General features: G+C 32.8%; 9 protein-coding genes. 3 read left to right on the top strand and 6 right to left on the bottom strand.

Features of this window, described 5'->3' with window-relative positions:
* Positions 1 to 1,390 precede the first annotated feature (1,390 nt).
* Positions 1,391 to 3,739, top strand: a complete 2,349-nt coding sequence (gene lon, locus ERCISPPS3390_RS01475; protein ID WP_197095087.1) for an endopeptidase La — start codon at positions 1,391 to 1,393, stop codon at positions 3,737 to 3,739.
* Between the two features lie 294 nt (positions 3,740 to 4,033).
* Here lon and rpoD read toward each other — a convergent pair whose 3' ends face one another.
* The 3 genes from rpoD to rpsU form a co-directional block, all read right to left on the bottom strand.
* A complete protein-coding gene (gene rpoD / locus ERCISPPS3390_RS01480; protein ID WP_197095088.1) occupies positions 4,034 to 5,884 on the bottom strand; it encodes an RNA polymerase sigma factor RpoD in 1,851 nt (616 codons plus the stop codon).
* Between the two features lie 268 nt (positions 5,885 to 6,152).
* On the bottom strand, positions 6,153 to 7,907 hold the full coding sequence (dnaG, locus tag ERCISPPS3390_RS01485) for a DNA primase (RefSeq protein WP_197095089.1): 1,755 nt from the start codon (positions 7,905 to 7,907) through the stop codon (positions 6,153 to 6,155).
* A 159-nt stretch (positions 7,908 to 8,066) separates the two neighbouring features.
* Positions 8,067 to 8,282, bottom strand: a complete 216-nt coding sequence (gene rpsU / locus ERCISPPS3390_RS01490) for a 30S ribosomal protein S21 (RefSeq protein WP_197095090.1) — start codon at positions 8,280 to 8,282, stop codon at positions 8,067 to 8,069.
* Between the two features lie 365 nt (positions 8,283 to 8,647).
* Here rpsU and tsaD point away from each other — a divergent pair, with 365 nt between their 5' ends.
* Together tsaD and folB are read left to right on the top strand one after the other, a co-directional pair.
* Complete coding sequence (gene tsaD, locus ERCISPPS3390_RS01495) at positions 8,648 to 9,646, top strand: tRNA (adenosine(37)-N6)-threonylcarbamoyltransferase complex transferase subunit TsaD (protein WP_197095396.1); 999 nt, start codon at positions 8,648 to 8,650, stop codon at positions 9,644 to 9,646.
* A gap of 688 nt (positions 9,647 to 10,334) precedes the next feature.
* A complete protein-coding gene (gene folB, locus ERCISPPS3390_RS01500; protein WP_197095091.1) occupies positions 10,335 to 10,742 on the top strand; it encodes a dihydroneopterin aldolase in 408 nt (135 codons plus the stop codon).
* Positions 10,743 to 10,985: 243 nt separating this feature from the next.
* Here the strand turns inward: folB and argS are convergent, their stop codons facing one another.
* The 3 genes from argS to lpdA all read right to left on the bottom strand — a co-directional run bounded on the left by argS (position 10,986) and on the right by lpdA (position 15,940).
* A complete protein-coding gene (gene argS / locus ERCISPPS3390_RS01505) occupies positions 10,986 to 12,719 on the bottom strand; it encodes an arginine--tRNA ligase (RefSeq protein ID WP_197095092.1) in 1,734 nt (577 codons plus the stop codon).
* A gap of 629 nt (positions 12,720 to 13,348) precedes the next feature.
* A complete protein-coding gene (gene trxB, locus ERCISPPS3390_RS01510; protein WP_197095093.1) occupies positions 13,349 to 14,302 on the bottom strand; it encodes a thioredoxin-disulfide reductase in 954 nt (317 codons plus the stop codon).
* A gap of 204 nt (positions 14,303 to 14,506) precedes the next feature.
* Positions 14,507 to 15,940 carry a dihydrolipoyl dehydrogenase gene (gene lpdA, locus ERCISPPS3390_RS01515; RefSeq protein ID WP_231517352.1) on the bottom strand — a complete coding sequence of 478 codons (1,434 nt, stop codon included), beginning with the start codon at positions 15,938 to 15,940 and terminating at the stop codon, positions 14,507 to 14,509.
* Positions 15,941 to 16,085 lie beyond the last annotated feature (145 nt).

Raw genomic sequence — 16,085 nt, forward strand, 5'->3', positions numbered from 1 at the left:
AGTAATAAGCATATAAATGATTATTTATATAATAAGTTCTCATTAATATTCTAATAAAATCCTCTTTTTAGAGTATTAATGAAATTTAATCTTGTTATTATTATGTTTTATTTTTAGCTTTGCATATTACAGAGAATTATTTAAAAATTCACTAGTTATTTCAAAATAAAAAATTACAACATAAACAATCAAGAATATAATGACATTGATAAAAAAATCATAGTATCTGGTAAAAGGATTACTGTTTGATTGTCTAATAAATCGTATTATTTATTATAAATAACATTTAATATTTTATTTATAAATCAATATAAAGAATTGAATCTGATTTAAATCATTTTTATAAATAACTTTAGATTAGTATAGATTTTTATATTTTTACTATGTAAGTAATTTATTAGCTTTATGTGTTTACAAGTCCACTTTATTTACAAGTTATTATACGAAGCACAAGAAAGCGCATTATCCTAAAAAAATAATTTTTTAAAAATTTAAATTTAATGCTTAAAGAGCCAGATTTTATGGTCCCTTATATTTTATGCGATACATGAACATATTATTTTTATATAATCGAAGGGTATATATTGGTTTTTCTTCTAAAGAAGAAGCATGGATTACTTACATGTGCAAACTGGAACTACATGCTTTCTTTAATATAACTTGATAGAATATAGTTGCCATTGAATAGTGTAAGCTTAAGCTAGTGGTTAGTTTTTATACAAAAACCCATAAAATAAAAAATGACATAAAATTACTACTCAATATCTAACTATATATCTAACTATATTAAAACAAAGTTTTTCATGTTGACTATAGTAGAATAGATTTATAGCTTTCATGTTTTAGTAAAAAATAATAATAATTACACATGTGATAGAAGTATTGTTGTTTGATTTTTCTAAAAAGAAAATATTATTTGCAATTTATTTTTTGTAATTTATTTTGATGATATGTGTTATTGTAGTCTATATTATGATATATAATATTAAAATTATCATTTTCTAAAATATAGAAGCATTTAAAATATAGAATCATTCTATCAGATTTTATTATGCATGGATCGTATAGAAGAAAAATGATAGAAATACATAGCATATAAATAATATTCAATCAGATTAATATTATTAAAAGTAAAATAATTTTTCTCAATTATTTATTTTACACAAAAATATAATTTTATAAAAATATCTGCATGATGACTGTAAATGACTTTTGGAATATTATGTCTTCTACATAAAAATTACGCTATGTATTTATTTTGATATACATATATATTTATATATTATTTATTTTTATTATCACAAGTAACTTACTATTTTATTCCACAATATTTATTGAAAATTATGAGGCCTGATTCACCTTGGCCAAAATGAAAATAAGAGAGAGCTTTATGAATCCTGAGTGTTCTGAATTCATCGAAATCCCTGTCTTACCGTTACGAGATGCAGTGGTTTATCCTCATATGGTTATTCCCTTATTTGTAGGACGTGAAAAAGCCATTTGCTGTATAGAAACCGCCATCAATCAAGACAAAAAGATTATTCTCGTTGCTCAAAAAGAATCTGTAACGGATGAACCTAGCATTCAGGACCTTTTTTTAGTTGGAACCGTTTCCTCTATTTTACAGATACTAAAATTACCAGATGGTACTGTAAAAGTTTTAGTTGAAGGATTACAACGCGTTCAGATTACCACTTTATGTGATCACGGTGATTATTTTACAGCCAAAGCTAAGTATTTAGTATCTTCAGTAATGGAAGCGCAAGAACAAGAAGCGCTAGTACGTTCCGCAATTGATCAATTTGCGGGGTACATAAAACTTAATAAAAAAATTCCACTTGAAGTATTAACGTCACTTAATAATATTGATGATGCTGCGCGTCTTTCTGATACTGTTGCCGCTCATATGACATTAAAGCTCTCTGAAAAACAGTCTATTCTTGAGATGTCAGACGTTAGTAAACGCTTAGAATACTTAATGGCTATGATGGAATCAGGGATGGAATTACTGCAAGTTGAAAAACGTATTCGCGCTCGTGTAAAAAAACAAATGGAAAAAAGTCAGCGAGAGTATTACTTAAATGAACAGATAAAAGCAATTCAAAAAGAACTTGGTGATATAGAGGATACACCTGACGAAAATGAAGCCTGGAGACGCAAGATTGACCGAGCTAGAATGCCACAAGAAGCGCGAGAAAAAACTGAAGCCGAGTTGAACAAGTTAAAAATGATGTCACCTATGTCGGCAGAATCCACTGTCGTTCGTAGCTATATTGATTGGATGATACAAGTTCCATGGTACAATCGTAGCAAGATGAAAAAAGATTTGCAAAAAGCACAAGAAACATTAGATATTGATCATTTTGGGTTAACTGTTGTGAAAGACAGAATACTGGAGTATTTAGCTGTTCAGAGTCGGGCTAGTAAAATAAAAGGACCAATCCTTTGCTTAGTCGGTCCTCCAGGAGTAGGTAAAACTTCTCTAGGTCAGTCTGTTGCTAAAGCAACTGGAAGAAAATATGTACGAATGGCATTAGGCGGGATGCGTGATGAAGCGGAAATTCGCGGTCATCGTCGCACTTATATTGGTTCTATGCCTGGAAAAATTATTCAAAAGATCACTAAAACAGGAGTAAAAAATCCATTATTTTTACTAGATGAGATTGATAAAATGTCATCGGATATGCGTGGTGACCCGTCTTCAGCGCTTCTTGAAGTACTAGATCCAGAACAAAATGTTGCTTTTAATGATCATTATCTAGAGGTTGATTATGATCTTTCGGATGTCATGTTTCTCGCAACCTCTAATTCAACGAATATTCCAGCAGCACTATTAGATCGTATGGAAGTAATTTGGTTATCTGGTTATACAGAAGATGAAAAACTGAATATTGCTAGGCAGCATTTGTTATCTAAGCAATTCGAAAGAAATGCATTAAAAAAAGATGAATTAATTGTTGATGAAAGCGCACTCATTAGTATTATTCGGTACTATACACGTGAAGCTGGTGTGCGAAATCTAGAAAGAGAACTATCAAAATTATGTCGTAAGGCGGTTAAGACGCTTCTTATAGATAAAACTATCAAAAAGATTTCAATCAACCCTGATAATTTAAAAGATTATCTTGGTGTCCAGCGTTATGATTATACTCGTGTTGATTCTCATAATCGCGTAGGGCAGGTAACAGGGTTAGCATGGACTACATTTGGCGGCGGTGACTTACTAACGATTGAGGCAGCTTGCGTACCTGGTAAAGGGAAACTCACTTATACAGGATCATTAGGTGAAGTTATGCAAGAGTCGATTCAAGCTGCGTTAACAGTAGTTCGTGCTCGGGCGTCAAAATTAGGTATTAAAAATGATTTTTATGAAACAAAAGATATTCATGTACATGTTCCAACTGGAGCAACACCTAAAGATGGTCCTAGCGCAGGTATTGCAATGTGTACTTCGCTTGTTTCATGTTTAACTGGTAATCCAGTACGTTCTGATGTTGCTATGACTGGTGAGATCACTTTACGTGGTCAAGTATTACCTATTGGTGGCTTAAAAGACAAACTATTAGCGGCCCGTCGCGGTGGTATTACAACAGTTTTAATTCCAGAGGAAAATAAACGTGATCTGGAGGATATCCCAGATAATATTGTTTCTAATTTAGCTATTCATCCTGTCACATGTATTGAAGAAGTACTAGATTTGTCACTACAGTTTAAAATACCTATTCCTTTATCTACATAATAGATACGGTATATTGTTATTTAACTATATTTTTTTGATGACTTTGTAGTTTTTAATGCAGTAATAGGTTATATTTTTACTCAATAGATAAGTCTATTAGGAATGATCTCTGATCTTGTGCAGGACTAGAATTAGGATTTTTTTGTTCTGTCCTAATTCTAGTCTTTTTATAAGATTATTAAATAGTATAGATCAAATTATATATAACGCATTTCATCTCAGAATTATATATATAAATTACTATTCTAGATGATAACAATATATTACATATACTGTAATAAAAACATCATAAGCCTAATCGTCTAAAAAACTTTTCAAAACTTCCGATCGACTTGGATGACGTAACTTACGTAATGCTTTTGCTTCAATTTGACGAATACGTTCTCGAGTGACGTCAAATTGTTTTCCAACTTCTTCTAATGTGTGATCAGTATTCATATCGATTCCAAAACGCATGCGTAAAACTTTTGCTTCACGTGCAGTGAGCCCTTCTAATACATCATATGTTGCAGCACGCAGACTCTCAGAAGTTGCGGAATCCAGAGGAAGCTCTAAAGCAGTGTCTTCAATAAAATCACCAAGGTGTGAGTCTTCATCATCCCCAACTGGGGTTTCCATAGATATTGGTTCTTTAGCAATTTTCATCACTTTTCGGATTTTATCTTCAGGTATAAGCATTCTCTCAGCTAATTCTTCCGGTGTTGGTTCGCGACCTATTTCTTGTAGCATCTGTCGTGAAATACGGTTTAATTTATTAATGGTCTCAATCATATGTACTGGAATACGAATTGTACGTGCCTGATCGGCAATAGATCGAGTAATCGCCTGACGAATCCACCATGTAGCATAGGTTGAAAATTTATAACCGCGACGATATTCAAATTTGTCCACTGCTTTCATTAAACCAATATTACCTTCTTGAATCAGGTCTAAAAATTGTAGACCGCGATTAGTGTATTTTTTAGCAATAGAAATTACTAGTCTTAAATTTGCCTCCACCATCTCTTTTTTAGCTCGTCGTGCTTTTAATTCACCAATAGACATTCGACGGTTAATATCCTTTACTTGCTCAATAGTCAAGCCAGTTTCCTGTTCAATTTCTTGAAGTTTTTTAAGACTATATGCTACGTCATTTGAAACGTCTTTGAGTTTTTCTGACCATCGTTTATTCATGGTTATTGCGGTTTGTAGCCAATTATCATTTGTTTCATTACCGGTAAATAGAGCAATAAAGCTTTTTTTAGGCATTTTACACCATTCTACACATAGTTTCATAATAAGACGCTCTTGTGTTCGTACGCGTTCCATCATGATGCGCATATTATTTACTAGTAATTCAAATTGCTTTGGGACTAGTCGAAACTGTTTAAATACATCAGAGAGATTTTTTATTTCTTCAAGAGCATTAATATGACTGCGGCTTCTAGATTTAATAACAGTACGAGTTATTTCATATTGATTTCTCAGAGCGTTAAATTTTTCATGTGCTAATTCAGCATCAATGTTATTTTCATCATCTGAGGTTTCATCATCAGAGTCATCATCATCATCATCATCTTCATTCTCACTGACCTCTTCTGCAGGGAGATCCGTGCTAATATGAGTGGTAGTAGGTGGTACATCTATTTCTGCATTTGGGTCAACAAATCCAGTAATTAAATCAGAGAGTCGGGCTTCGTCTAATTGAACTTTTTCATACTGTTCTAAAAGATATGTAATTGCTTCTGGATATTCAGCAACAGAACATTGCACTTGATTAATTCCATCTTCAATGCGTTTTGCAATATCAATTTCACCCTCACGTGTCAACAGTTCAACTGTGCCCATTTCACGCATGTACATACGCACCGGATCAGTTGTACGTCCAATTTCAGACTCAACACTAGATAGAACTTGAGCGGCTGCTTCCACAGCATCTTCGTCAGTATCGTTGTTGTTTTCGTTTAGTATTAATTCATCGGCATCAGGTGCTTCTTCTACAACCTGAATTCCCATGTTATTAATCATTTGAATGATATCTTCGAGCTGATCGGAGTCTACGATATCATCAGGCAGATGATCATTGATCTCAGAATAGGTTAGATATCCTTGTTCTTTACCACGTGTAACCAGTAATTTAAGCTGAGACTGTGGGTTTTGCTCCATAAGGTTGTATCCATACTTCTAAAAATTAGATTGATCTTGGACGGCTATCTGCCAAGAGTAATAGTGTTAGGGTTGTAATTATGATAGTAAGACCCTGTTAAAGAGATTATACATTTTTAATTTAATTGGTAAAAATACTAACGTTTTATGTGAGTAATGGCTAAATTACTCTCTGTGTTATCAAGAGAACGAATATAAAGTAGTGCCATTATGAATCATTTGTGGAATGTTTCTCTTTTCTATTATAGAAAAGTATTTGACAAATTAGTTATGTAGTAAGCTTAATAGCTTGACTTAATGCCCATAGTGAACGACGCTCCTGGCTATTTAAACCATTGACACGATCAAGAGCAATAAGCTTTTCCAGTTTTAGTTGCTGAGATCGTTGATAAAGATTATAAAAAGCGTCTAAAAACATAGTTTTTATTTGTTCATCAACAATCATGTGGTTCCAGATTGCCAGTCTTTCAAGGTGTTTGATAAATTTTGTATTGCGGTATACTTCTAACAGTTGCCCCGTTGTTAAGGAAGGACAACTAAGGCAAGTATTTAATAGGTGAAGAAAAAGCTTTAAACCTGGTATTTTTGCTTTTTCTAGTCCATCTACTGGTGGTATGATATTAGATAGAGTAGGATTTTGGACTAATAAACCGATTAATATGCGCATAGTAGTGTTTTTTTCAAAAAATGAGCGTGTAAAAATAGGTTGTGTATTCTTACTTTTTTGTGATAAAAATTTATTTAACTGACCTTCATCAATTATTCCTAACTTATTACCTAGCTCTTGCAGTAGATATATGCGTAAAAGCTCTCCTGGTATCATTTGAATGAGAGGTAACACCAAAGTACTAAGTCTGGCTCGTCCTTCTGGATCGCATAGATTAATTTGTGAAATTAATGTGGTAAAAATTAATGTTGACATAGGAACGGAATTCTGAACACGCATTTCAAATAATTTTTGACCTTCTTTACGTATGATTGTATCAGGGTCTTCTTTGTCAGGTAAAAACATAAACCGTAATTGATAACCGTCGTGCATATAAGGTAGTGCGGTTTTTAGCATGCGCCATGCGGCATGACGTCCAGCATCATCTCCATCATAGCAACAGATCACTGTATGTGTTACACGAAATAATGTCTGAATGTGTTTATCTGTAATAGAAGTACCTAAGGATGCTACCGCATAATCTACTCCAAACTGAGATAACGCCAGAACATCCATATATCCTTCTACAACTAATAATTTTGAAGGTTGAGAATTCTTCCTTAGTGTTTCGTATAAACCATATAATTGATTGCCTTTATGAAAGATTACAGTTTCTGGTGAATTGAGGTATTTTGGTGTTCCATTATCAAGAACTCGTCCTCCAAAACCAATTACCCGACCTAGTTTGTCATGAATAGGAAACATAATTCGTTCGCGAAATCGATCATAAGAATGTCCTTGAAGATTTTTTATAAGCATTCCAGTCTCAAGCAATAATTGACGATATAATGCGTTACTTCCAAAATATTTTAATAAATTATTCCATCCAGGTGGGGCGTATCCAATAGAAAAACGTTGAATAACTATCTGACTAACTTCGCGTGCTTCAAGATAATTTTTTGCTACTGATGATAATGTCTGTTCTAAGATTTTTTGATAAAAAAGACATAAATCCTGCATAAATTTATATAAATGCTTGTGGTGAGTATATGAAAAAACTTTTACACTATTATTTTTATCATATGGTATTGGTAGATTACAATTAGCTGCTAGTTCTTCAATGCTTTCAATAAATGTTAAATGATCATATTTCATGAGAAAATCAATTATATTTCCATGCGCACCACAACCAAAACAATGATAGAATTGTTTCTCTTCATTCACAATAAAAGAAGGGTTTTTTTCTTTATGAAATGGACAGTGTGTATAGTAATTCTTACCTTGTTTTTTTAATGTAAGACGAGTATTGAAAAGATCAACAATATCTGTACGTCCTAGAAGGTCCCTTATAAATTCAGGTGGAATACGTTGTAACATGATATCCTATTAATGTTTATGATGTTCTCATTTGACTTATGAAATAAGTTGCAACTTCCGGAGTATAAAACCAATAAAAATAAGCCGCGTTTCTAATAGGAAAACACGGCCACATTAATAAGTAACTATTTTATCAAACTGGTATAATCATTTTAGCTGTCAATAAAGACGAGTGTGGCGTGCATTTTCTCGTACTAATTTTTTTGCATGGCGTTTAACAGCAGATGCTTTAGCACGTTTTCGTTCAGTTGTTGGTTTTTCATAAAATTCACGACGACGAACTTCAGCTAAAACCCCTGCTTTCTCACAGGAGCGTTTAAAACGACGTAGTGCTACGTCGAATGGCTCATTTTCACGTACTTTTATTACTGGCATGCAACCCTCACGTTAAAGCATGTAGTTTTTCGTTGGCTTTTTGGCCAATTAAAATATGTTTTATAATAAAATATTTAAATTTACCCTAGTGTTACCTGTATTGTAAAGAAGTATAACATGAAATGAATAATAAATAGACTGGGTTTTAATCAAACAGCTAGGTGAGATTCTATACTATTCATTAATTTTTAGCGATAATAGATTAAAGAATTTAAGGTATTTTTTTAATATGATTAATTATTAATTAATCTAATAATCTTATATAGTAGCATACTTTTAAGTTATTGGCAGCATGTTCTAATTAACATCATGTTTACAGGAAAATCATTTGTACTATTATATATTGTCAGTATAAGGTGGAATTAATGCGCGTGCTTGGTATTGAAACATCCTGTGATGAAACGGGGATTGCTATTTATGACTCTCATGCAGGTTTAATAGCAAATCAATTGCATACTCAATCGAAGGCTCATGAGACTTATGGTGGTGTAGTTCCTGAGCTAGCTGCCCGCCATCATCTTCAACAAACTGTGCCACTTATAAAGGCTACGTTACAAGAATCTAAATTAACAGTAAAGGATATTGATGCAGTTGCTTATACCGCAGGCCCTGGTTTAGTTAGTTCTTTACTAATAGGGGCATGCATTGGGCGATCGTTAGCATTTTCTTTAAATATTCCTTCTATTGCTATTAATCACATGGAAGGACATCTTCTTTCGCCAATGTTGGAAACAAATCCCCCAGATTTTCCGTTTATTGCTTTATTAGTATCTGGTGGTCATACGCAGTTGATTAGTGTCACTGCAATGGGTTGTTATGAGTTACTAGGAGAGTCTCTTGATGACGCAGCAGGTGAAGCGTTTGATAAAATCGCTAAATTATTAGGATTAGGCTATCCTGGTGGTCGCGAACTATCTAAAATTTCTCAACATGGTGTACGTGGACGTTTTATTTTTCCAAGACCGATGACCAATCGACCTGGATTAGATTTTAGTTTTTCTGGTTTAAAAACCTTTGCAGCTCAGACTATTTATAATAATGCCAATACGCGGCAAGTCCGTGCTGATATTGCTTGTGCTTTTGAAGATGCGGTAGTCGATACATTACTTATTAAATGTCAGCGCGCTTTAGATCAAAGTGGCTTTAAAAGATTAGTCGTTGCTGGAGGGGTTAGTGCCAACTTTTTATTACGAAAAAAATTAGCAGATATGATGAAAAGACGTAATGGAGAGGTCTTTTATGCTCGCCCTGAATTTTGTACAGACAATGGAGCAATGATTGCATATGCTGGTTCGATTCGTCTTAAGAGAGCAAAACATGCTTCACTTGATATTGCAGTGTATCCTCGCTGGCCATTATCCTAACTATTTTAGTATATAATGACACTTCTTTAGAGGTTTTTTTATTTTGGTGATATTTTTTAAAAATAGCCTGTATAATAAGCTTTTATTAAAAATCGCTGATTTTTAATCTTATATATTATAATAGAAAGAAATAAGCTTATGTTATTTTATGATTTTCCTAACTACTTTGGAATACTTACAGATTGATGATTATATCATAGAATGATATATGATATTAAAATAAGATGTTTTTAAAATTAACTTTTTAAAATAAATCAAGATATGAAGGAATAGGAGTGGTAATAAATAGATAAGATTTTATCTTAAATACATTAAAGCAGTAGGTTTCATAAGAATATAGTGAAATTGCTTATTTAAATATTTAAAATATGAACAGTTTGCTTTGATCCTTAATGATAAAGATGAAATTTTCATTTAAATAGAATTTTAATATTTATTATATTCTTTTGTATAGAACTATATATATTATTGTTAATAGATGTTTGTGTTTATTTCTTGAGAATTTTAGCAATTCTTGTAGTATGTACCTGCGTTCTAATTTTATCTAACCGCTCATAGTTATTTAAATCCTTGTATATTAAAATATATCAAAGTAACGGATAGTATCGTTTCTATATTTATGCATGCTATTTTTGAAGACATACTAAACTTAATATAATTGGTTACTATACAATGAAAGAGAAATATTATGGATATAATATTTATTGATAAACTCAGTGTGATCGCCACTATTGGGATTTATGATTGGGAAAAAGTTGTCCCGCAAAAATTGTTGCTTGATCTTCAAATAGGATTAGATGTCAGTAAAGCAGGTATTAGTGATAACATAAAAGATTGTTTAAATTATGCTAGTGTAGCAGAGGCTGTCATAACTTTTGTGAGTAGTGGGCAATTTTTACTAATTGAGCGTGTAGCAGAGGAAGTGGCGACCTTATTACTTAATACATTTTCGTCTTTATGGGTTCGTGTTAAAGTTAGCAAACCAAGCGCAGTAGAACAGGCAGAACAAGTTGGTGTTGTGATTGAGCGTGGATTTATTACAAAGCCTATCACATGCATTCATTGCAGTAATAGAAAATTTAATACAGGTGTATAATGATCAGTGTAGAATTTTTATTCTACATCTTATAGAATTGGGCAGCTGACCATATTAGGTTATATCTTTGAAAAGATTAGACATGCGAATCATAGATATGCTATTGCAACGATCAGAGACTTAACAGGCACTCTTGTTGTAGAGTCTAATTATGATTGATTATTAATAAGTGCTTTGGATTATTAATGAACCTATATTAAATTAAAACAAAAACTGACTATATTTGTTGATTGAGTTATTTATTTACATGTGATCTACAGTTTTAATACCTAAAAGAGTTAATCCTTGTTTTAAAGTTTTTGCTGTTAACTGTGCTAATTTTAAATAGCTTTGTTTAATTTTTTTATCTTTTTCTTCAAGAATTTGACAAGTTTCATAAAACTGTGAAAATTTAGAAGATAAAGTATATAAGTAAGCGCACATTATGTGAGGCATTCCATCGCGAGCAACTTTTTTTACTGTTTCATCAAATCGTAATAGATTAAGAGCTAATTCTACTGAATGATTACTTGAAAGATATAGAGATCCGTTTAGTTGTTTTTTTAGATTGATGTTTGCTTTACGAAATATTGATAATACTCTAATATAAGCATATTGTATATATGGAGCAGTATTACCTTTTAAAGATAGCATACTATCCCAATCAAAAATATAATTTGTGGTGCGATTTTTTGCTAAATCGGCATATTTCATTGATCCAATACCAATAATCTCCGCTGTGGTTTGTAATTCTTGTTTTGTTTTTTCTGGGTTTTTATCTAATACTAATCTAGTAGCACGATTTATAGCTTCATCTAGTAAATAAGATAACTTAATAGTATTACCGGTTCTAGTTTTGAAAGGTTTTCCGTTTTTACCTAGCATCATCCCAAACATATGGTGTTCTAGTTGGACGCTTTCTGGAACATAACCAGCTTTTCGAGCGATCTGCCACGCTTGAGCTAAATGTTGCTTTTGACGCGAATCAATATAATAAAGGATGCGGTCTGCGTGTAGAGTTTCGCAACGATATTTAACGCAAGCAATATCAGTTGTAGTGTATAAATAAGCGCCATCCTTTTTTTGAATAATGACCCCTGTCGGCTCACTAGACTTATCGCGCTCTGCATTTAGAAAGACTACTACTGCATCTTGACTTTGTACTGCAAGTTTCTTAGACCTGAGGTCAGATACAATATCTGACATCATATTTTGATATAAACTTTCACCCATTATATTTTGAGATGTTAGTGTAACATTCATGCGATCATAGAGGGCCTGATTTTGTGTCATGGTTATATGTACTAATTGTTTCCACAATTTGCGGCAATAATCATCGCCATTTTGTAGTTTTACAACATACTCGCGAGCACGTTCAGCAAATTTTACATCCTCATCATATGCATGTTTGGCTTTACAGTATAGAATCTCTAAATAACTTAAAGTAATTTTTTCGTAATTTTTAATTTTTTTTTCTTCTAAAAAAGCAATTAACATGCCAAACTGAGTACCCCAATCTCCAATATGATTGGCACGTATTACATGATGCCCAAGAAACTCCAGTGTACGCACCATGGCATCACCAATAATAGTGGAGCGTAAGTGACCCACATGCATTTCTTTGGCTACATTTGGTGAGGAGTAATCTACAACAATAGTCTGTTTTTTGATAGGTGTAATACCAAGTTTATCTTTTTCTAATACATCATCAATTTGTAGGGCTAACCATTTTGGTTCAAGAAAAATGTTCAAAAACCCTGGGCTTATGATTTCAACTTTTTGGGCGATCCCGTGGAGATCTAACTTTTCTAAAACTTGTTTTGCTAGTTTTATTGGTGATAGATGCAACTTTTTTGCTAATGCCATCATGCTATTTACTTGGTAATGACCAAACTTTACTTGTTCCGACTGATAAACCTGAGGTTTATAATTTTCTGGTAAACCTGATAAAAGCATAGCCTGACTAACTTTTTGTGAAAGAAAACTCTGAATGTTCACTATTTTACCTTAAGATATTGATCGGTTATAGTAGTTTTAATGTCTCTATTATAGATAGAGACTATAAAAAATATCATTGCATGCTCCTATTATAGGTCTTTTATAAAATAAATTTCTAAAATGCTATTAGATCAACAGATATACAAGATAAATTATATAAGAGCTTCTACAATAAACAATAAAAATCTTTCCCCGCAACTATCATATTAGCCTGTCTATATATGCATATAGACAGGGTTTTTTAAAACTTGTAATAGTATATTACATATCTTGTTTTAGTATGTTGCAAAGTTAAGAAGAATTATTTAGACATTTTAAGTTAGTCGATGTTAATGACTAGAGAAGTAGATATTTAAAATGATTCACTGTGCATGTTTTGATATCGATTGTAAATAATATTTGTATAGGTTATAACTCGTGAAAATAAAAAAGTAATATGGTTTATAACCATTATTCTTATGATTATATATCATATAATATAATATGCATACATTAGTAACTAATGTAAAATAATAACAGTTTACAGAAATTAGTGACTATAATATTTTTAATAAATTAGAGAATCTTTATGCATTATTGAAATGGATCCTCGACCTAAAAAAATTAAAACTCTGGTCACGTAATGAGTTTTATGTTATCTCATCCAGATAACGCTCAGCGTCACGTGCTGCCATACATCCGCTTCCTGCTGCGGTAATAGCTTGTCTATAAATATGATCTACCACATCACCAGCAGCAAATACGCCAGGCACACTGCTTTGTGTGGCATTGCCATACATGCCTGATTGCACTTGAATATAACCGTCATGCAAGGATAGTTGATTATCAAATATTTTTGTATTTGGGGTATGACCGATAGCAATAAATACACCGGAAACTTTTAAATTTTTTGTTAAAGTCCCTTGAGTTGAGCGCAATCGTAATAAATTAACGCCATTTTGGTCACCTGATATCAAGTCTAAAGTATAATTAACATGCAGAAAAATATTTTTTTGATTAATTTTTTTGTAGAGACGGTCTACAAGAATTTTTTCCGCACGAAAAGTGCTTCGACGATGAATAAGATGAACTTCAGAGGCAATATTAGTCAAATATAATGCTTCTTCTATCGCGGTATTACCGCCACCAATGACTGCAACTTTTTTATCGCGATAAAAAAAACCATCACAAACTGCGCAAGCAGATACACCTCGTCCTTTAAATGCCTCTTCTGAAGGTAACCCGAGATAACGAGCGGAAGAACCAGTCGCAATAATTAGTGCATTAGCGCTATATCGATTTTTCTCACCATGTAATAAAAAAGGTTTTTTATGGAGGTTAACGCTCATAATTTGGTCATTAATTATCTGAGTATTAAATTTTAGTGCATGCTCATGCATTCTATCCATTAAGGCTGGCCCCGTCAAATCATAAGCATGACCCGGCCAGTTTTCGACATCGGTTGTAGTGGTTAATTGCCCACCCTTTTCTATACCTGTGATTAATACTGGATGTAAGTTAGCGCGTGCTGCATATATAGCCGCAGTATAACCAGCTGGACCTGAGCCCAAAATTAATAATTGACTATGCGTGAGATCACTCATATCATTTATCCTCGTTATTTTACTAGTGCAATACTTGGGTTCATGAACAATCATTAAAAGTGTAAGTATTCTGGAAACTTAATGTATTATTCAGCTGAATATAGCTAAAAATGTATGGCATTTTAGGAAAATTATGCTATATAAAAACTTTTCTGGTATGATAAGCTCATAATTTATAATAGCTCACTACGTTAGTGTCATTAACTAAAGTTTTGTACTGCATTTCAGGTTCAGGATATCAGTGATACTACCTTCAAATACTTGCGCTGTGAGACCAATTGACTCATGCAGAGTGGGATGTGCATGAATGGTTAGTGCGATATCTGCTGCATCGCATCCCATTTCGATAGCCAAACCAATTTCACCTAAGAGTTCACCGCCATTGCTTCCAATAATTGCACCACCAATAACACGATGCGTTTTTTTATCAAAGATTAGTTTCGTGATACCATTTGTACAATTAGATGCAAGAGCTCGACCTGAAGCGGACCAGGGGAAGGTTGAGACTTCATAAGAAATGTTTTTTTCTTTAGCATCTTTTTCAGTTACACCAACCCAAGCTATTTCTGGATCAGTATAGGCAATACATGGAATAACTTTTGGATCAAAATAATATTTTTTTCCAAAAATAACTTCAGCTGCAATATGACCTTCATGCATTCCTTTATGTGCTAGCATTGGTTGTCCAACTACATCACCAACAGAAAAAATATGTGGAATATTAGTGCGCATTTGATTGTTAACAGAAATAAAACCGACTTTATCTACTTGAATGCCAACCTTCTCTGCTCCACAGTTTCTACCATTTGGTGAGCGACCAACTGCTATTAAAACCGCATCATAACGCTGTGTGTCTATAGGTGCTTGCTTGCCTGTCATGGTTACATATATACCATCTTTTTCCGCTGTAACAGATGTCACTTGACTTTCTAACATGATCTTAAATTGTTTAGAAATATGTCGAGTAAAGAACTGTATGACATCTGTATCTACAGGAGAAATTAATTGCGCGGACATTTCAATAATTTCAATTATTGATCCAAGAGCATAATAAATTGAAGCAATTTCAAGACCTATAATTCCACCACCTATTATAAGAAGTCTCTCTGGTATTGAATTTAATTCAAGTGCAGAGGTAGAGTCCCAAATCCGTTCGTCATCATATGGAACACCTGATATTTTAATAGGCGATGAACCTGTCGCGATAATTGCATGATTAAAAGTAATAGTAGTACACGAACCATCTTGTGCAATAACTTCTAGTGTATTAGCGCTACTAAATTTACCAACACCTTGTATTATAGGTACTTTACGCTTGATTGCAACACTAGATAAGCCTCTACTTAATTTGTGGATAACCTTTTGCTTCCAGTTACGCATTGCCTCAAGATTTATTTTTGGATCACTAATAACTATATTATTATTTTTAAGTTCTTTTATTTCCTTGAGTACTTTTACAACATGCAATAAAGCTTTAGAGGGAATACAACCTACATTCAGGCAAACTCCACCTAAATTTTTTTGATGTTCTATTATAGTTGTCTGAAAACCTAAATCTGCCGCACGAAATGCCGCAGAATAACCTGCAGGACCACCCCCGATAACAACAACTTGAGTTTGAATGTGATCAGTCATTATAACCTCCTAATATTCTTGGATAATCTGATTATGATATGATTATAAATAATTATGTTTTTATTATGCTTAAAAATTATGATCTGTTATTCAGTGATTACATAATGCAGTGTACAAACAATGTATATTAATGATGGATACATATCTA

The organism is Candidatus Erwinia haradaeae (assembly GCF_900698885.1).
GTDB lineage: Bacteria > Pseudomonadota > Gammaproteobacteria > Enterobacterales > Enterobacteriaceae > Erwinia_E > Erwinia_E haradaeae_H.